20 protein-coding genes are annotated in these 18,226 nt (G+C 34.9%); 15 read left to right on the plus strand and 5 right to left on the minus strand.

What is annotated here, in order from left to right; genetic code table 11:
• Positions 1–501, plus strand: coding sequence for a M23 family metallopeptidase (locus tag HYD3684_RS06090; RefSeq protein ID WP_237698589.1), 501 nt, complete (start codon positions 1–3; stop codon positions 499–501).
• A gap of 155 nt (positions 502–656) precedes the next feature.
• Here HYD3684_RS06090 and HYD3684_RS06095 read toward each other — a convergent pair whose 3' ends face one another.
• Positions 657–1,322 (minus strand): Bax inhibitor-1/YccA family protein, encoded by a 666-nt coding sequence (locus tag HYD3684_RS06095; protein ID WP_015419799.1) that lies wholly within the window; start codon positions 1,320–1,322, stop codon positions 657–659.
• A gap of 95 nt (positions 1,323–1,417) precedes the next feature.
• Between HYD3684_RS06095 and HYD3684_RS06100 the strand changes: the two genes are divergently transcribed.
• The 14 genes from HYD3684_RS06100 (at position 1,418) to HYD3684_RS06165 (ending at position 13,897) form a co-directional block, all read left to right on the plus strand.
• Positions 1,418–2,518 (plus strand): tRNA (guanine(26)-N(2))-dimethyltransferase, encoded by a 1,101-nt coding sequence (locus HYD3684_RS06100; RefSeq protein WP_015419800.1) that lies wholly within the window; start codon positions 1,418–1,420, stop codon positions 2,516–2,518.
• Positions 2,509–3,522: a polysaccharide deacetylase family protein gene (locus HYD3684_RS06105; protein WP_015419801.1), complete on the plus strand. Its 1,014-nt coding sequence runs from the start codon at positions 2,509–2,511 to the stop codon at positions 3,520–3,522. The genes HYD3684_RS06100 and HYD3684_RS06105 overlap by 10 nt, the downstream gene beginning before the upstream one ends.
• Before the next feature lie 85 nt (positions 3,523–3,607).
• A complete protein-coding gene (locus HYD3684_RS06110; protein ID WP_015419802.1) occupies positions 3,608–4,546 on the plus strand; it encodes a ribonucleotide-diphosphate reductase subunit beta in 939 nt (312 codons plus the stop codon).
• A 3-nt stretch (positions 4,547–4,549) separates the two neighbouring features.
• Positions 4,550–5,422, plus strand: a complete 873-nt coding sequence (locus HYD3684_RS06115; RefSeq protein ID WP_015419803.1) for a hypothetical protein — start codon at positions 4,550–4,552, stop codon at positions 5,420–5,422.
• A 9-nt stretch (positions 5,423–5,431) separates the two neighbouring features.
• Complete coding sequence (gene ispG, locus HYD3684_RS06120; RefSeq protein WP_015419804.1) at positions 5,432–6,496, plus strand: flavodoxin-dependent (E)-4-hydroxy-3-methylbut-2-enyl-diphosphate synthase; 1,065 nt, start codon at positions 5,432–5,434, stop codon at positions 6,494–6,496.
• A gap of 2 nt (positions 6,497–6,498) precedes the next feature.
• A complete protein-coding gene (gene hfq / locus HYD3684_RS06125; protein WP_015419805.1) occupies positions 6,499–6,708 on the plus strand; it encodes an RNA chaperone Hfq in 210 nt (69 codons plus the stop codon).
• Positions 6,705–7,817 (plus strand): GTPase HflX, encoded by a 1,113-nt coding sequence (gene hflX, locus HYD3684_RS06130; protein WP_015419806.1) that lies wholly within the window; start codon positions 6,705–6,707, stop codon positions 7,815–7,817. The genes hfq and hflX overlap by 4 nt, the downstream gene beginning before the upstream one ends.
• Positions 7,810–8,616, plus strand: a complete 807-nt coding sequence (locus tag HYD3684_RS06135; protein WP_015419807.1) for a hypothetical protein — start codon at positions 7,810–7,812, stop codon at positions 8,614–8,616. The genes hflX and HYD3684_RS06135 overlap by 8 nt, the downstream gene beginning before the upstream one ends.
• A 17-nt stretch (positions 8,617–8,633) precedes the next feature.
• Entirely contained in the window at positions 8,634–9,659 is a 1,026-nt protein-coding gene (locus tag HYD3684_RS06140; protein ID WP_015419808.1) for an aldo/keto reductase, read from the plus strand.
• A complete protein-coding gene (locus tag HYD3684_RS06145; protein ID WP_015419809.1) occupies positions 9,652–10,731 on the plus strand; it encodes a type II secretion system F family protein in 1,080 nt (359 codons plus the stop codon). Before HYD3684_RS06140 ends, HYD3684_RS06145 begins: the two co-directional genes overlap by 8 nt.
• Before the next feature lie 45 nt (positions 10,732–10,776).
• Positions 10,777–11,586 (plus strand): prolipoprotein diacylglyceryl transferase, encoded by an 810-nt coding sequence (gene lgt / locus HYD3684_RS06150; protein ID WP_015419810.1) that lies wholly within the window; start codon positions 10,777–10,779, stop codon positions 11,584–11,586.
• Positions 11,579–11,995, plus strand: a complete 417-nt coding sequence (locus HYD3684_RS06155; protein ID WP_015419811.1) for a M67 family metallopeptidase — start codon at positions 11,579–11,581, stop codon at positions 11,993–11,995. The genes lgt and HYD3684_RS06155 overlap by 8 nt, the downstream gene beginning before the upstream one ends.
• Positions 11,985–12,845 carry a hydroxymethylbilane synthase gene (gene hemC, locus HYD3684_RS06160; protein ID WP_015419812.1) on the plus strand — a complete coding sequence of 287 codons (861 nt, stop codon included), beginning with the start codon at positions 11,985–11,987 and terminating at the stop codon, positions 12,843–12,845. Before HYD3684_RS06155 ends, hemC begins: the two co-directional genes overlap by 11 nt.
• Positions 12,846–12,853: 8 nt before the next feature.
• Entirely contained in the window at positions 12,854–13,897 is a 1,044-nt protein-coding gene (locus tag HYD3684_RS06165; protein ID WP_015419813.1) for a PHP domain-containing protein, read from the plus strand.
• On the opposite strand, the gene HYD3684_RS06170 is transcribed toward HYD3684_RS06165, so the two are convergent.
• From HYD3684_RS06170 to HYD3684_RS06185, 4 genes are read right to left on the minus strand one after another with little or no spacing between them, the layout of a single operon-like run.
• A complete protein-coding gene (locus HYD3684_RS06170) occupies positions 13,889–15,253 on the minus strand; it encodes a YchF/TatD family DNA exonuclease (protein ID WP_015419814.1) in 1,365 nt (454 codons plus the stop codon). The two genes, HYD3684_RS06165 and HYD3684_RS06170, sit on opposite strands and share 9 nt — an antisense overlap.
• Positions 15,254–15,305: 52 nt before the next feature.
• On the minus strand, positions 15,306–16,667 hold the full coding sequence (locus tag HYD3684_RS06175) for a dihydrolipoyl dehydrogenase (RefSeq protein WP_015419815.1): 1,362 nt from the start codon (positions 16,665–16,667) through the stop codon (positions 15,306–15,308).
• 39 nt (positions 16,668–16,706) lie between these two features.
• Positions 16,707–17,051, minus strand: a complete 345-nt coding sequence (locus HYD3684_RS06180; RefSeq protein WP_015419816.1) for a hypothetical protein — start codon at positions 17,049–17,051, stop codon at positions 16,707–16,709.
• A gap of 16 nt (positions 17,052–17,067) precedes the next feature.
• On the minus strand, positions 17,068–18,207 hold the full coding sequence (locus HYD3684_RS06185; protein ID WP_015419817.1) for a Retroviral aspartyl protease: 1,140 nt from the start codon (positions 18,205–18,207) through the stop codon (positions 17,068–17,070).
• Positions 18,208–18,226: the final 19 nt, after the last annotated feature.

Consider the following 18,226-nt stretch of genomic DNA (forward strand, 5'->3'; position numbering starts at 1 on the left):
ATGGTAAAAAGACTTTTACTACTTTTTGGTTTTGGGCTTTTAATAAGCTCTTGCGCCCAAATAGAGGTGAAAAGCACAGGCCCCAACAGACTAGCAGAGCTCACAAAACCTATTCAAAACATCATACCTAAGAAAAAACCTCAAAAACCGCCACAGCCAAAAGTAGAATCAATATACCCAGTAAACGCCAAGCCCGTATACGTTGGAAAAAAAGTATACTTTTACACAGAATGCGGATCTATGGTACAAGCGGTAGAACCTGGTCAGGTTATATACTCAGGCAATACACTTAAAGCCTACAACTACATAGTCCTTATCAAAACCCCTCAAAACTTAGTGGACGTATATACATATCTTGGTAAAGTATTTGTAGCAAAGGGAGATTACGTTAAAAAAGGTGCCATCATCGGGGAAGTTGGTGTAGACCCTATAGACAACGTATGTAAGCTTTTGTATGAAACCAGAAATACAAACGGTGATATAATAAATCCAGTGTTTTAAGCTTTTAAAAGCTAAAAAATAAGCGGTGTTATAATTGCTTTATTTTATCTTGTGAGGCGAAAACTAAGGAAGATTTTACAAAAGCTAGACATCACGACATTAGTGCAAACACAAATTTAAACAAGCCCCCTTGCCGGGAGCTCAAGTTAAATATATCAGCTTCTTCTATTACCTGAAAACTCCAAGAATAAGAATAGAATATTTACAAAAAGGTTAAGCACATCAAGATACAAAGCCAAAGCCAAAGATACTGCTGGAGCGTCTGGATCCATGCTTAAAATGCGGGCTGTATCGTAGCTCACATACAAACTAAATAGCACTGTGGCGACTATGGATATAACAAGAGCTACAACACCAGAATGGAAAAATAAGTTTAGTAAGCTTGCCACCACTATAGCTATAAGACCAGCAAACAAAAATCCGCCCATGCCAAGCACATTCACCCTAAAAACGATAGGCACTAAGCTCATACCTACAAACGTAGCTGCGGTGGTAACCAAAGCATAGACTATTGCGGCAGGGTTTACTGCCAAAGCTAAAGAAAGTATAGGAGCTAACGTAAAGCCTGTAATGAAGGTAAATACGTTTAGAAGTATAAAACCTGGCAAAGCCATATCTTTGTTTTGACCCACTATGGATGTGGCAAATACAAGCACAAACTCAAGTATAGCAAACAACCAAAAATGGCTTGCCACCATTATCACATGAGAAAGCCCTACCACACTTCCCACTACGGCCGAAGCTATAGAAAAAGCCAAAAGCCCATATACTTTACTAAGTAACCCGTAATCCCTCGTTGTAACACTATTAAACCTTTCCATGTATTTAAATATAAAAAAATTAGCAAATATTATATGATATATATCAAACCTTATAAAAACGCCAAGAGCTTATAGTTTTTTCTTATAATTGTAGTATGCTTGTAAAAGAAGGGGCAGTAGAGTTTTTTATACCAGAGCTTCCGGAGGTTTTATCAAAAGAAGTAGAGGTTTTCTACAACCCCTTTATGGCTGTTAACAGAGATTTCACGGTGCTTATCTTAAAAGCCTACTCTATACTAAAATCCAAAAAACTTTTTATAGCTGATCCAATGAGCGCTTCTGGGGTTAGGGTTTTAAGGCTTTTAAAAGAAACAAACGTAGTAGAAAAAGCTTTTTTAAACGATATAAAAAAAGAGGCCATAGAATTAGCTCAAAAAAATCTTGAAGCTTATCAAAACGTATATTTTTTTAACAAAGATGCAAATATGTTTTTGTTAGAAAACAAAGGCTTTGATTATATAGATATAGACCCTTATGGAAGCCCTATAGGATTTTTAGAAAGCGCTATAAACGCTTTAAAAACCGGTGGTCTTATAGGTATAACTGCCACAGATACGGCATCTTTATCTGGGTCATATCCATTTAAAGCTTTTAGAAGATACAGCGCCAAACCTCTTGATAGTGAGTTTTATCACGAAAGTGCATTGAGGATACTTGTAAAATCTGTAATAGAAGCCTCTTTTAGGCTTGATGTGGTCTTAAAACCTGTTTTTGGTTTTAGTTATAGGCACTTTTTAAGGGCTTTTTTTATAAAATTAAAAGGTGTATCAAAAGCCATAGATATATCTAAAGATATAGCTTATATAGGGTATTGTCATAGTTGTAAATTTAGAAATACTTACACATGCGTTCTTGATCTACCAAAATTTTGCCCTCTTTGTGATGATTTTTTTGATTACGCTGGTCCTATCTATATAGGAGATATTTACGACAAAGAGCTTTTGGATATTATGAAAGAACAAGACTTTACATATTTTACAAAGGATACCATAAAGATTTTTAAAACAATTTTAGAAGAATCTAAGATAAAAACCCCTTGGTTTTACAAAGCAAATATATTTGGAAAAGGTACGATGCCAAAGCTAAAACAAATATTAAAAGATTTAGATGCAAAACCCACACACTTTAGCCCAGAGGGTTTTAAAACAGATTTAGATTTTATACATATAAAGGAGTATTTTGAAAAATGGGCGTAATGGTATTTTGCTATCACAAGATATTTCCAAAAAAATCTTACGATGTTAATTTATCTTTATTTCAAAAGCATATAAACATTTTGGATAGATTTTACGAGGTCCTTAGTTTAGAAGAACTAAAAGCATATATAGACGGGCTTTATACACCTAAAAAACCAGCTGTGGTGCTCACCTTTGACGATGGTTATGTAGATAATTTTATATACGCTTATCCTATACTTAAAAAATACAAAAAAAGAGCTATCATATTTCCCATATATTCAAGGCTTTTAAAAGAAGATATAAAAAGACCAACCCTTTTTGATTATTGGGAAGGAAAAGTCTCATTAAAAGACCTTTATAAACCCTTAGGGGCTGGTGAGGCCAACAAAGAGTTTTTTGAAAAAGGTATATCTTACGACTTTTTGAGCTTTGAAGAGTTAAGGTCTATGCTTGATGTGTTTGATGTAGGCTCTCACGGGATCACCCATACAAAAACCTTTATAGATCAAAAACCAATAGACATATACAATGCTAAAAACTATCACTATTCACTTTCTTCTATTTACAATCCACTAAAAGAAGGCCTTCCTATATACCCTTCAAAAAGCGATTTATCTCATCCTAAAGCTTTTATACCAAACTCAGTTTATGAGCTTTTAGAAAAAAATAAAGATAAAAACTTATTTAATATTTATACTAAAAGCCTAAAACTTTCTTTTGAAACAACAGATGAGTACAGAGAAAGGGTAAGGCATGAGCTAAAAACCTCAAAAGAGGGTTTAGAAAAAGCCCTTGGTATAAAAATAATATCTTTTGCCTATCCATTCGGGGATATGTCAGACATTTTAAAAGAAGAGGCTTCAAAGTATTTTTATATGGCTTTTAGTACTAAGAAAAAACCAGTATATCCACATCAAGATAGATACGATATAGGTCGTATAACAGCGGTAAAAGATATATTTACATTTCTAAAAAACATCATATATTATCCTACAAATTTGTACAGATTTTTTAACAAATAAAAGACGTTGCTTGGTCTCAAAAAATCATTGACAAGCTTTTGTGATATACTATATTTATGGCATATGATTTTATTTGGAGGTATTCATGGAAGTAATGAAGAAAGACGGTAAGGTTTGTCAATCTTATACATATAAGCTAGATTCCGTAGTGTATCCTGAGATTTTAAACCTTTATACAAAAGCCAAAAACAACTACTGGATACCGGAAGAATACGACCTTGCGAACGATAAACACGAATTTTATGAAAAGCTAAATGATATAGAACGTCATTACATGCTCTACACAGTTGGATTTTTCTCTTCAGCAGAAGGCTGGGTTGGACAAAACATACTGGAGATTTCAAAACGCATAAGAAACACAGAAACAAGGATGTTTTTAGGATATCAGCTAATGGAAGAGATGAAACACATAGATACGTTTAGATACATAATGGATGGTCTTGATTTAAAACCTCACGAAGTATACGCAATGCATGAAAACGTCAAAGAAATAAAAAGAAAGGCTGATTTTGAAGTTAAACGTGCGATGGCTCTTTGCGAAGAACCTACCGAGGAAAACCTTATAGAGGATATATTTGTATATTATGCAATTTTAGAAGGGTTGTTTTTCTTTAGCGGTTTTGTGACACCTCTTGCCTTTGGAAGAAGAGGCGTGCTTAAAAATGTAGCTGCTTTAGTAAGGTGGATATTAAAAGATGAGACAAGACATTTGGCTTTTGGTATTTATCTTCTCAATGAGCTTCTAAAAGACAAAAATAAAAACGATTACAAGGACAAGTTTAGAGTTCTTATGGAAGAGGCTGTGGATATAGAAACTGAGTACGCAAGAGTAGCTATGCCAGAAAAGATAATAGGACTTTCTTTTGAAACTTATACATCTTATGTCAGGTATCTGGCGGACAGACGGATGCGCTCTCTTGGTTTTGAAGCTATATACGGTCAAAAGAACCCCATGAAATGGCTAACCACTCAAACAGACTTACCAGACCTCACAAACTTCTTTGAAGCAAAAGTGGATTACTAATAGATGATAAGAAACCTACTTACAAACATATATGTAACCTCTAGATTGCTTGTAAGTTTAGGTGCTGTAGCAGCGGCATTTTCTATACCTTCTTTTCACATAAGGGCAATTATAATAACGCTTACGTTCTTATACTTTAGTTTAGCCATACTATCTTACTATAAACTAAAGTTAGGACATTGCATAAACAAATACCTTGATGTTTTCTACTTTGCAGGGTTTTTTACATTCTCAAGCATATACACATACCCTCTTTCCCTAATAAGCATAGGGCTTTTCTCTCCAAGACAGTCTAACGTTTCTTTTTTGATAACCGCTGAGTCTTTGGCTTTTGATATATACAAAGTTCATCAAAATATACCCTATATGCTGTTCCTTGCCAGTTTACAGCTTGGTATGTTGGTAGCTTCAATGTGCCCAGATATAATATCGGCTTTCAAGAAAGAGCACCACAAGATATTAAACTTAAGAACAGCCTACAAAGATATGCTAAAACACCTTGACGCTTGGGAAAAAGATCAGCTAAAGCATCAAGAATCTAAGTTTATCTTAGAAAAAGCCCTAGAGTCAAAAAACATGGATGAATTTCTTGAGGCTTTGAAAAAACGATTTGATTTAGTAGATATAAGCATCAAAAGAATTGAAAGCATATTGCCTTACGAAACAAAAAAAGATTATAAAAACGGTGTTTTGCAAGTAAATTTGCCAAAAGATGGTTATAGTATAGTTCTTAACGTTGAGTTTTCTAACCCTATAGATCTTTATAACGAAAACCTGATATCAAACCTTGAATATATAGCTGGAATATTTAGCTTTTCTTATATGGAAAGAGTTTCTCACGAGACTTTATTATGGGCAAATCACGAAGTAGCTTAGAAAAATTGTATGATAAAAAGACGTAAAACTAGAGAAATTACGTTAGGTACTCTAAAAATAGGGGGAAATAATCCCATCGTAGTCCAGTCCATGACATCTACGAAAACCCACGATATAGAAGCTACCATCTCTCAAATAGATAGGCTTATAACAGCAGGGTGTGAAGCCATAAGAGTAGCGGTGCCAGCTAAAGAAGATGCCGAGGCTCTCAAAGAGATAATAAAATACTCTAAAGTGCCTATAATAGCAGATATTCATTTTGTGCCTAACATGGCATTTTTATCTATGGAAGCTGGAGCTCACGGCATCAGAATAAACCCAGGCAATATAAACAAAAAAGAGATAGTAAGAGATATAGTCCTAGAGGCAAAAAGAAGAAATATTTGCGTAAGACTTGGAGTTAACTCTGGTTCTTTAGAAAAACATCTTTTGGAAAAATATGGGTATCCAAGCGCTGAAGCTCTTGCAGAAAGCGCTCTTAACTGGTCAGAATTTTTTGAGTCTTTAGGCTTTTACAACTTTAAAGTGTCTATAAAAGGTTCAGATGTAATTCAAAATGCTGTTGCCAACGAAATATTTGCAGAAAAAACCGATATACCTCTACATATAGGTATAACAGAGGCAGGAATGGGTACCCAAGGGATGGTAAAATCTTCCGTAGGGCTTGGTATATTGCTTTACAAAGGTATAGGAGATACCATCAGAGTATCCCTAACGGATGAACCAGAAAAAGAAGTAGAAGTAGCTTACGAAATTTTAAAAAGTTTAGGGCTAAAGAAAAAGGGTATAGATATAGTCTCTTGTCCTACGTGCGGTAGAATAGAAGTAAACTTACCCGATGTTGTAAAACAGGTCCAAGAAGCTTTAAAAGACAAAGATTTATCTATAAAGGTTGCAATAATGGGCTGTGCGGTAAACGCCATAGGTGAGGCTTCCCACGCAGATGTGGGGTTAGCTTGTATGAAAGGGGGCGCTTTGTTGTTTAAAGATGGTAAAATCTTAAAAAAAGTTACCGAAGAAAATATGGTATCAGAGCTTTTAGAAACAATAGAAAAATACTATCAGGAGGTATAAATATGACAGAGAATTTACAGGACAAAATCTTGGAGGATGCCAAAGAAAAAGGCATCGAGGTAGTGATATACCTCACAAGGGGGAACAGAATAGTAGGTAAAGTGCTTGACCAGGACAAATACACTGTACTTTTGAAATCCGAAAGCGGTACAAACTTGATTTACAAGCATGCAATAAGCACAGTAGTCATAGAAGAGGCGTCTGAAAATTGATAAAAGCTATATCTGTAGCCTTACAGTTAAGACATCAAACAAGAAATCAAGTTTTAGAATCATTAGAAGAGTTAGAAGGCTTAGTTGAGGCTATAGGTGGCAAAAGCGTAGGATACCTTGTAAAGAAAAGAGATTTTCCAGATGCTTCAACGCTTGTGGGAAGCTCATACTTAAATCTCATAAAAGAGCTTGTGGAGGGCACTGGCTCAAATGCAGTGGTGTTCGATGAGTTTTTAAGCCCATCTCAGGTTAGAAATATAGAATCTTTTTTAGGAGTAAGCGTCCTTGACAGAGCAAACGTAGTTTTTGAGATTTTCATGGCAAGAGCTAAAACCCAACAAGCAAAACTTCAGATAGAACTAGCCAAACTCACCTATGAACTACCAAGACTTTACGGCGTTGGTACAAAACTATCAAGGCAAAGCGGTAAGATGGGCACCAGAGGACCCGGTGAGCAACTCATAGAAATAAAAAGAAGAGCTATACAAAAACGCATACACAAAATAAAAGAAGAAATAGAACAAATAAAAAAACATCACAAAGAGCAAAGAAAGAACAGGCTTAAAACAAATTACTTAAAAGTAGCTTTGGTAGGCTACACAAACGCCGGGAAATCATCGTTGATGAAAGCCCTTACCAAAAAAAACGTTTTTATAAGCGATATGCTTTTTGCCACTCTTGATACAAAGGTAGGTACAAGCTTTGTAGACGGAGAAAAAATATTTATAACAGATACCGTAGGCTTTATAGATAGATTACCACCAGAGTTGGTAGAGTCTTTCAAAACCACTTTAGAAGAGGTAACGCTTGCAGATTTGCTTGTTTTTGTAGTAGATATATCAGACCATAGATGGTTAAAGAAAATAGATGTAGTAAACAAAATTTTGGAAGATATAGGCGTTAAAGATAAACCTATTTTGTACGTATTTAATAAAATCGATAAGTTGGTAAGCTCCAAAGAAGATATCCTTGGTTTTGAAAAAGAGTTTTTCTTTGAAAAACCTTACGTTTTGGTATCCAGCGAAAAAGATTGGAACATAGACGTCTTATTGGAGCGTATCAAATCATACTACAAAGCTCATTTTGACTTAGGTTATATATATGCATAACTTAGAGTTTCAACAGCGTTCTTTAGATAGCATATTCTTAGAGGTGCTTGATGATCTATCGAAAAAAGAAGTGCTCCTTATGGTGCTTTGCTATATCCAGCTTGTAAGAAGAGAAAACAGCTTTGAAGTTCCTCTTTTAGACCTTATAAGATGTTCTGAAAAGCCCCATAAACATATAAAAGGTGATTGGCGCGATATAATGATGGAGCTTGACATCTTCTACGTAAACGAGGATGATAAAATTTACGAGGGAAAAGATATATTTAAAATCCAAGATACGACACAAGCCCAAGTTAGCATAGCGCATATCTACAAACCAGATTTTAACAACATCTCAAACCTTATAGCAAAATATTGGAACATAGTAAGCAAGCTATCCTCTTTTGGTGACGGATCTTTATCCGAAAAGAAAGTATCCACCGTTGTACTTCTTTACAACGAACAACTTTTTAAAGAATGTATACTCTATGCAAACATGTTAAGAGAAAGGAGCTTTTCCACCACCGAGAAAAAGTTTTTCGACGCTCTCATAGACGCTTGTTTTGCAATGGAGTTTTATCAAAAGGACATTTTAAATAGAGCAAAAGACTACGCCAAAAGCGCTTCTGATAAACTATCCAGTATAGAAAATTTCTACGATTTAAATTTAAGAGACTTTATAAAACAGCTTGATTTATTCTTTAAAAAGCCGCAAAAACAAAAATCAAAAGAGATTCCAAGGATACATACAAACAGATATAAGAAGAAAGACAGTATGTTTTCAAGGCTTTTAAACAAAATAAAAAGATTTTTTCAATAAAATGGTATAATAACAAAATGGTATACAAAGAATTTTTAGAGTTTAAACTATCAGAAATAGGCATAGGCACTTATTTGGGAGAGCTTGATCAAGAAACCGACAAAGCTTACGAAGAAACCATCAGATATGGCTATGAGCTAGGTATAAACGTGGTAGATAGCGCTATAAACTACAGATACATGAAAAGCGAAAGAGCTATAGGAAGGGTGCTAAAAGATATAAAAAGAGAAAACCTTATAATATCTACAAAAGGAGGATACGTACCTTACGATATAGAAAGTGGCATAGACCCAAAGGACTACTTTTACGATATATTTGTTTATCCTGGTATCATAGACGAAAGAAAACTAACTCAAAACTGGCACTATCTTGATAGAAAATTTATAGATTGGTGTTTTAACAAAAGCCTACAAAACCTAAATACAAACTATATAGATATATACTTTTTACACAACGTAGAAGAACAGCTTCTTTACAAAAACAAAGATGAGTTTTACAACACACTAAAATCTTGTTTTGAGCTTTTAGAAGAAAAAGTATCTCAAGGACAGCTAAAATACTACGGAGTGGCTACATGGAGCGGTTTTAGAATATCAAGAGCCTCCAAACAGCACCTTGAACTAAAAGAAATTTTAGATATAGCTTCTTATATTTCAAAAGATCATCATTTTAGATTTATGCAGCTTCCTTACAATATAGGTATGTCTGAAGCTTTTACCGTCAAAAACCAAATAGTAGGAAATGAATACAAAACCATATTAGAAGCTGCAAAAGAGCTTGGAGTTTACGTATACACAAGCGCTTCTATCTATCAAGGGCAAGTGATAGGAAGAATACCCAAAGAGCTTAAAGATTATTTTGGTTTGGAAAAAGATATCCACGTAGCCTTACAGTTTGTAAGAAGTGCTCCCGGAGTAGGCACGATGCTTGTAGGCACTAAAAACAAAGAGCATCTTAAGGAAAATTTAGAAATAGAAAACGTACCTCCTATGGAGTTTGAAAAGTATATAAACTTGTTTAGCATGTATAAAAAAAATGCCTGAGGCACATTTAAGCCTAAAACTTGATATCGGGGCTTTTAAGAAAAATGTACAAACAAAGCTTATTTCAAAAAAAGATATAGCTTTTTCCCTTAAGCAAATTTACGAGCTTATAAACGCTGGGACAAACCTATACACAGCCATTGACATAGCCATAGACCTTCAAGATAAACCCATCTTGAAAGAGCTTTATCAAAATATAAAAAAAGATATAGAAATGGGGAAACCTCTTCATATAGCCTTTGCAAAAAAACCACTACCCTCCATACTATCAAACATGCTATACGCTGCTGAGACCTCTGAAAACCTCGAAAACGTGTTTAAAACCGTTGGAGATTTTTTAGAAAATATGGATAGTTACAAATCAAAAGTTATATCAAAAGCCGTATACCCAAGTATAGTAACTCTTTTTAGCATATTGGCGGTTTTTATATCGGTAAACTACGTCATTCCCCGTATAGAAGATGTATTGAAGAGCTTTAACGCCAAACTTCCCCTTATTACTATATTTCTTATGTATTTTGCAAAAGTAGTGGTATTTTTTATATATGTTAGTCCCCTTTTGTTTTTAATGTTTATTTTTAAAGAAAAGCTTTTTTCAAAAGAAAAAATAGATAGTTTTTATCTTAAAATCCCAATACTTGGAAGCCTTATAACATACCTTGAGCTTTCAAAGTTTTTATACGCTATGAGCCTAATGCTTGGTTCAAACTCTTCAATAGGTATTTCTATAAGAGTCTCTGTTCAAACCGTGGAAAACAATTTTATAAAACAAAAGCTTTCTCTCATAGAACAAGATATAGGAAGTGGTATAAGCTTTCATCAAGCCCTTTTAAAAACTGGTTTATTTAAAAAAAGCGTATTATCTGTTATAAAAAACGGCGAATACACAGGAGATTTAAAACAAGCTTTAAAAACCTCTTATAAGATATACGAACAGCTTTTAGATAAAACCATAAACATTTTTGTATCTAGCTTAGAGCCGATGGCAACCTTAATTGTAGGGATTTTGGTTAGCCTTGTGGTACTTTCTATTATGCTTCCTATAGTAGATATAGCCTCTTCTGTACATTAAATTTTCTTTCATACAAAACTCATTTGTTAGGTTTATAATATTTGTATGCATCCTATACTATTTGATTTGTTTGGGTTAAAGGTTTATACCTACGGTGTCACGGCGTCACTTGCCATGATAGTGGGATACCTCTTGGCAATATTTTTTGCAAAAAAAGAAGGTATAGAATCCCATAAAATAGAAAATATATTTTTATTTGGCATAATAGGAGCTATACTTGGGGCAAGACTTGCTTATGTGATAGAGCATCACAACGAGATGAGAAGTTTTTTTAGTCCCTTTGAAATATGGCAAGGGGGTCTTGATTGGTTTGGAGGTCTTATAGGTGGGCTTATCACGATACTTGCTGTTGTAAAATATTACAATTTAGAACCTTTTAAAGTGGCTGATATTGGTGCTATAGCACTTCCCATAGGTCAAGCTATAGGAAGAATAGGTTGTACATCGGCAGGTTGTTGTTATGGTAAAGAAGTATCTGGGGTTAGTGATTTAAGTGTAGGCGTTCATTTTATGTCAAAGTTTCCCTATTTTTACATGGTGTTTCCAGAAGGGGCCATTGCACCTCCTCATGTACCACTTTATCCCACAGAGCTTATGGATCTCATATTTAACCTTTTCATATTCATAGGCGCTATAGTGCTTTTTTATAAGAAAAAATTTGACGGTGAGGTGTTTATATTTTATCTTTTCTTTGCTGGGCTTTTTAGATTTATAGAAGAGTTTTATAGAGGAGTCACACCACCAATCCCAGGTATTGGACTTACTTGGAATCAAATCGTTTGCATAGGTATGATGATAGGCTCTGTTGTTCTTTGGTTTATACTACACAAAAAGCCCCAAGAAAAACATGCTTAAGATAAAAAAAGAGCTTTTAGAAAAGATAAAATCCCAAGCTGAAAAAGATTACCCTTACGAGACTTGCGGTATTATGATAGGAAAAGAAGAAGATGGTATAAGGGTAGTTTATGAGCTTTTAGCAGTAGAAAATGCCAACAAAGAAAGAAAAAACGACAGATACGAGATAAACCCAAAAGACTATATGAAAGCCGAACGCTATGCCGATGAAAAAGGATTGCAGATAGTGGGCATATACCACTCTCATCCAGACCATCCAGACATGGCTTCAAAAACCGATGAAGAAAGGGCTTTTGAATACCTATCTTACATAATAGTATCTGTGCAAAAAGGAAAAGCCGTTTCTTTTAGGTCTTTTGAGCTTTTAGATAAAAAAATGGTGGAGGAGAAAGTAATCGTTGAAACTTAGGCTTGGCACAAGAAAAAGCAAACTGGCCCTTTGGCAGGCAAACTTTGTAAAATCAAAGCTTGAGGCTTTAGGCTTAGAAATAGAGCTTGTGCTTATCACCACCACCGGAGATAAAATATTAGACACACCTCTATCAAAGATAGGGGGCAAAGGGCTTTTTGTAAAAGAGATAGAAAACGCCCTTATGAAAGATGAGATAGATTTTGCCGTTCATTCTTTAAAAGATGTACCAGCTTTTATACCACAAGGGCTTGTGGTGGATATCTTTTTAGAGCGAGAAGATCCAAAAGATGCTTTTGTTAGTAAAAGCTATAAAACACTAAATGAGCTTCCACCAAGCGCAAAAATAGGCACATCTTCCATAAGAAGAAAAGTCCAGCTTTTACAAAAAAGACAAGATCTAACCATAGAAGATCTAAGAGGAAATGTAGACACAAGGCTAAAAAAGTTAGAAGATGGGCTTTACGATGCTATTATCTTAGCAAGTGCTGGTCTTAAAAGGCTTGGCTTTGAAGGTGTTATAAGCTCATACCTTGATTTTATACCAGCGGTAGGTCAAGGGATAGTGGCTATTGAGTACAAAGCTTCAAACAAAGAACTATCAAACATTTTGAGACAAATAAACCACGAGCCTACATACATATGCGCTTTGGCAGAAAGATCGTTTTTAGAAACAGTGGAAGGAAACTGTCAAATCCCAATGGGAGCGCATGCAACTCTTACACAAGATCTTATAAAAATAAGAGGTTTTATAGCAAACGAAGATGGCACAAACTATAGAGAACTAACATTAGAAGGCAAAGACCCCATAGGCTTAGGAAAAGACTTAGCAAAAAATCTTTTGTTATAATTTTATAAGTGTGGATTCTCTTTGTAATAATATGTATATACGCTTTTATAATAGCCTTTGGCATATTGGAACTTTTATTTTTTATACTTCCTGTTAAAAGCCTAAAAAACCCTTCCAAAGGACAGCCCATAGACCCACCAGAGTTTTATGTAAAATCTTTTGTGTTTCATATACATACAGAGTTTTCCTACGATTCTTTGGGAAAACCAGAAGACATAGAAACCGCAAGAAAAGAAGAAGCCATAGATTATGCAATCATCACAGATCATGAAAACACACATTACAAGTGCTTTGAAAACGATCACACCATAGTGGGTACAGAACAAAAGATCACCACCGAAAAAGGCATAGTGGGTAGCCTTATAAGTGTAGAAGATCTAAGGGTAGTAGCACATCCTTTTAAGAAAAAATACATATGGAGGCTTCCAAAAGAAGAAGATCTTGTGGTAGAGCTTATAGATCTAAGAGATGCCATCATAGCATCAAAATACAAAATCCTTTGGAGATATATTGCATCTTTGATACCAAAGATATTTTTAAAAAAGCGTATATACAGGTTTTTTGCGCCTGCTTTAACACCAGAGGTTTATATAAAAAAATATTTTGAGCAAGGTTGGAAAAACCCTATAATAGGTGGGCTTGATCATCATGTAAAAATATACGTAAGAGAAGTGGGTATTAGGCTTTTAATACCCTCTTACAAATGGTCTTTTGGCATGCTTAGAAACTTTGTTTTTTCTAAAAGCAAGTTAGAAACGAAAAAAGACATAATAGAAAACATAAAAAAAGGAAATACCGTTATATCTTTTGTGGATAGACCCTCTTTTTTCTTTGAAAAAGAAAACCACATATTGGCTTATCTTCCCTATGAAAACAGTTTCTCTATACTCTATGAAGAAGGTATACCAAAAAGCACATTTTTAGGGGGTTACGCTTCTTTTGAAAAGCCCCAAAAACCATCTTTTATAGTAGCTTACTCTTATATGTTTAACATAAAAAACCTATACTTTGGGGTAAAACCAATAGCAATATCAAATATTATCTTACCCTAAGACTTCCCACTCTCTTTTTCTAAACTTAGTACCAAGCTCTAAAGCAAGTTTTTCTGTGGCATCTATATCAACACCAGGATATGTAACGGCGGTGGTTATCACTTCAAAACCAAGCTCTTTAACAGTTTTTATGAACTCTATAAGCAAAGAAAATGCATTTTTATAAGGGGGTCTACAGACGTCGTTATAGGTGTTTTCGTCGGGGGCGTTTAGGCTTATAGAAAAAGTATCCACTAAACCTCTTAAATTCTCTAAATCTTCTTTTTTACCAAAAGCCAAATACAAACCATTTGTATCTACTCTAACCTTTGTGTTTGGGGATTTTGATTTTATATAAGAAGATACTTTCTTTATAACATCCATCCTAAGGGTTGGTTCTCCATATCCACAAAAGACGATCTCATCATAAATTTCTGGGTTTGGGATCTCTCTTATTATATCATCAGCCAACGGGTCTCTTTTTGTCCAGACCCAATAGCCTTTTACCATAAAGTTTCTATCTCTTTCTCTTTCACAAAATCTACAGTGAAGGTTACACTTGTTTGTGGGGTTTATATAAAGCTTGTTGTTGATAACATAGGTTATAGTATCTTCGTTTTTATCAAAACCTAAGTTAAAGCAAAGTTTAGCGTTGGCACTGGTGGTTCTATCTATATCTTCAAGGCTAGAGTTTGGTATAAGTTCACTCATCACTTTGGCAGTATGCCATATAAAAGAAGGTTTATTTTTCTCACCTCTATGAGGCACCGGCGCTAACCACGGACTATCTGTTTCTATAAGAAGCCTATAAGTAGGGGTTTTGGATACCACTTCCCTTAAGCTTTGAGCATTTTTAAAGGTTATGTTGCCTGAATAAGATATATAAAACCCAAGCTCTACGCCTTTTCTCATAAACTCCAAAGAACCGCTAAAACAATGAAGCACCCCACCTACATTTTGATGAGATTCTAACACTTTTATAGTATCTTCCTCTGCATCCCTTGAATGTATCACCACCGGAAGACCAAGTTTTTTTGCAAGCTCAAGCTGGATGTTAAAATACTCTATCTGCTTATCCTTTAGATCTTTTGACCTGTAGTAATCTAAACCTATCTCCCCTATAGCTTTTACTTTTGCACTTGATTTGGCAAGATCTTCAAGCCAAAGTATATCTTTTTCCGTGATATCAGCTACATCGTTTGGATGAAAACCAACAGCACAATACACCTTATCGTATTTTGAAGCTATCTCTACGGCGTTTTCACAGGTTTTTTTATCAAAACCTATAGTTATAAGATACTCTAAAGACTCATCGTTTATAGCCTCTTCGAAATGCTCTTTCTCCAATAAATCCAAATGACAATGCGTATCTATCATATACTAAAAGCTATATACAAAATAAAATTGGAGTATGAAGTTTGTAATATCTTCAAAATAGTTTTCTTGCAGCTTTTGATATACACTCTTGGGTCATAGGGTGCTGATCTTGATGCTCTGCCAAATCTCTGGCACTGGCCCCAAGCTTTATAGCAAGCCCAAGATGAGATACCAACTGTTCTGCATCTGTGCCTACTATGTATGCACCTACAAGTTTTAAGCTTTTAGCATCGAAAAATAGCTTTAATTCACCTTCTTCAGAATATATTTCGGCTCTTGAGTCCTCTTTCAAATCGAAAGACGCTTCTACTATATCCATATTTAGACTTTCAGCCTTTTCTTTGGTAATACCTACAAAAGCCATAGCTGGTATTGTAAAAACGGTAAAGGGAACGTTATCAAAATCAGCGTAATCAATGGGTGTATTGTTTGCCATAATATTGTAAGCACAAACCAAGGACTGTCTTATGGCTGTGTGGAAAAGAGGAACTTTGCCGTTCACATCACCAGAGGCGTATATATGAGGTATGTTTGTCTGACAAGCCCTATTTACTTCTATAGCTTTTGATATTTTAAGAAATTTATCCGCTCCTTCTGGTATAACTGGCTTTCTACCCACCGCCATAAGCACTTCATCCACTTCTATAGATTTTACAGTATCATCTTGTTTGTAATAAACAACCTTTTTTTTATTATCCTTTAGACCTATCTCTTGGACCTCCACAGATGTGAATATCTTAATGTTTTTAGGAAGGTATTTTAAAAGGGTATTAGTAGCGTATTTATCTATGCCAGCTAAAACTCTATCAAGCTTTTCAAATATATAAACGTTAGAACCCAGATTGGCAAAATAGAAGGTCGTTTCTAACCCTATATATCCACCACCAATTATGGCAAATTCTTTAGGTACATAAGTGAGGTTTGGATTTAGTTTATATATATCTGTGCTTGTTATAGCATGTTCTTTTCCTTTTATAGGTGGTACAAACACATCAGCCCCAGAGGCTATTATGATGTATTTTGCTTTTATAGTTTCCTCTCCTTTGTCAGACTCTACCACAACGGTGTGTTCATCTTTAAAACGAGCTACACCTTTCATAAGTTTTAAGTTTTTAAAAGCCTTTAATTCTTCTTCGTGGAGTTTGTACCTTATATTTTGAACCTCGTCTTTTTTAGCTATTATATCTTTATAATCTATATCGATATCTTTTTTACTAAAAGCCTTAAACCTAAGGTAAGTATGTATTTGTTCCCTTATAGCCTTTGAAGGTACACAACCTTCGGCCAGACAATTGCCACTCATCACCCCTTTTTTATCTACCATCAATACGCTAAAACCTGCTTTAGCAAGCCTAAAAGCTCCAGGATAAGCCCCTCCGCCAGCACCAATTGTTAGCACATCCACTTCTATCATGATATTATTATATATTTAAAATATAAATTTTTTGTTAATTTATCTAATCATCTTTGCTTTTGTTATAAGATTTCCTATCACGCCAAAAGTAGTGTATTCAAATTTCCCCTGGGGGCAATCGTACTCCCATTTTGCCATTCTAAGGGGTACTCTAAGAAGAAGCTTTTTAGTACATGCATTTACATTTTGAATAAAATAAGATGCTGGGGCTAAGTTTCTTTGGGATTTTGCTATTACCTCTTGAACGTTGCCATTGGGATTTGTTTTTACATAATATGTAAATGTTTTACCTTGGATTTTCATGTATGGAGTAGATATATTGGCTTTATTAACTATTTTAGTATTTGCTTCAATTGGTAAAGGCTGACCTATAAATATATACATAAACCACCTCCTTTAATTATGGATTGATAGATATATCCTGTACAAAACCTTGATTGTTTAGTATCCAAACGTATGTATGCCTTAGCATCTCAGATAGTCCAAAATCTTCATAACCTACGGTTTGATAAGATCCACTATCTATTGTCATGCCTGTCATCAGATTCCAAGGAGGGTTAAAATTACAAAGATTTGAAGAAGAAGGCTCTGTCGTAAAAGCTGTATTGTAAAAGTTTGTAGTATTTTGGTAAGGTATTTGGTAGCTTATATTGTAGCCACCATTTAAAAGAGAAGATATAGAACAGTTGTTTTCATCAGATGATGAAAAATGAGGTATCTCTGTGGTAAAGACCTCTGTGGTCAAAAAGTTTAAGTTAGAACCTGTATCAAAGAATGAAACGCCCGCTGTAAAGGAAGGGTTTGATGAGGTATAAGAAGGAAATATAGCTGTTGTGGATGGAAAGCCTCCAGAATAAGATATAATAGAACTACTATTTCCGTTGTAAGTACCAAAGCTTATCTGCCCTATCGGTGTATTTGGAGAAACGTTTGCATAAAATGTGTTTGATAGTGGATAAAAACTTATAGTATAAGAGTTTATGTCGTACTGTCTTTCAAGATAAGTAGGGTAAGAAAGTCCCGCAAGATAAGAACCAGAAGAGTTTGAACCAAGAGCCATAATATTAAGCGAGGAGTCTAACCCAAAATCTCCTTGGGCTTCCCCAAAGCTAGGAAAGGCATTACCAGATGTAATAACACCTATTGGCATCACTACACAAGTGTTGGTTATATTTGGATTTAGACACACAGTAGCGCTTGCCATAGTCCCTGAGTAAGTAGAACCATCAGCAAACGTCCCAGAAAACGAATAAGATGTAAGATCAGAACTTGGGATATTGATAGCAGAGCTGTTGACTATCAGACCGGAAGCTCCAGTATCAGCTAGTAGTTGAACAGGAGACCCATCTATATAAACTGTGATAATAGGCTCGTTGTAATAATCTGTACCAGCGTAAATATATGTTGCCATTGAAGAGGGTAGAGGTGTTGATGAGCTACTACCTCCACCTCCGCCGCCACAAGAGGCTAAGCCAATAGAAAGTGCTCCAATGAGTATGCCGTTTAATAAAAGCTCTTTTGATAAATTAAACTTTTTCACGTTGCTAACCTCTCATTTT

Origin of the sequence: Hydrogenobaculum sp. 3684, from assembly GCF_000213785.1 — a bacterium.
Lineage (GTDB): Bacteria > Aquificota > Aquificia > Aquificales > Aquificaceae > Hydrogenobaculum.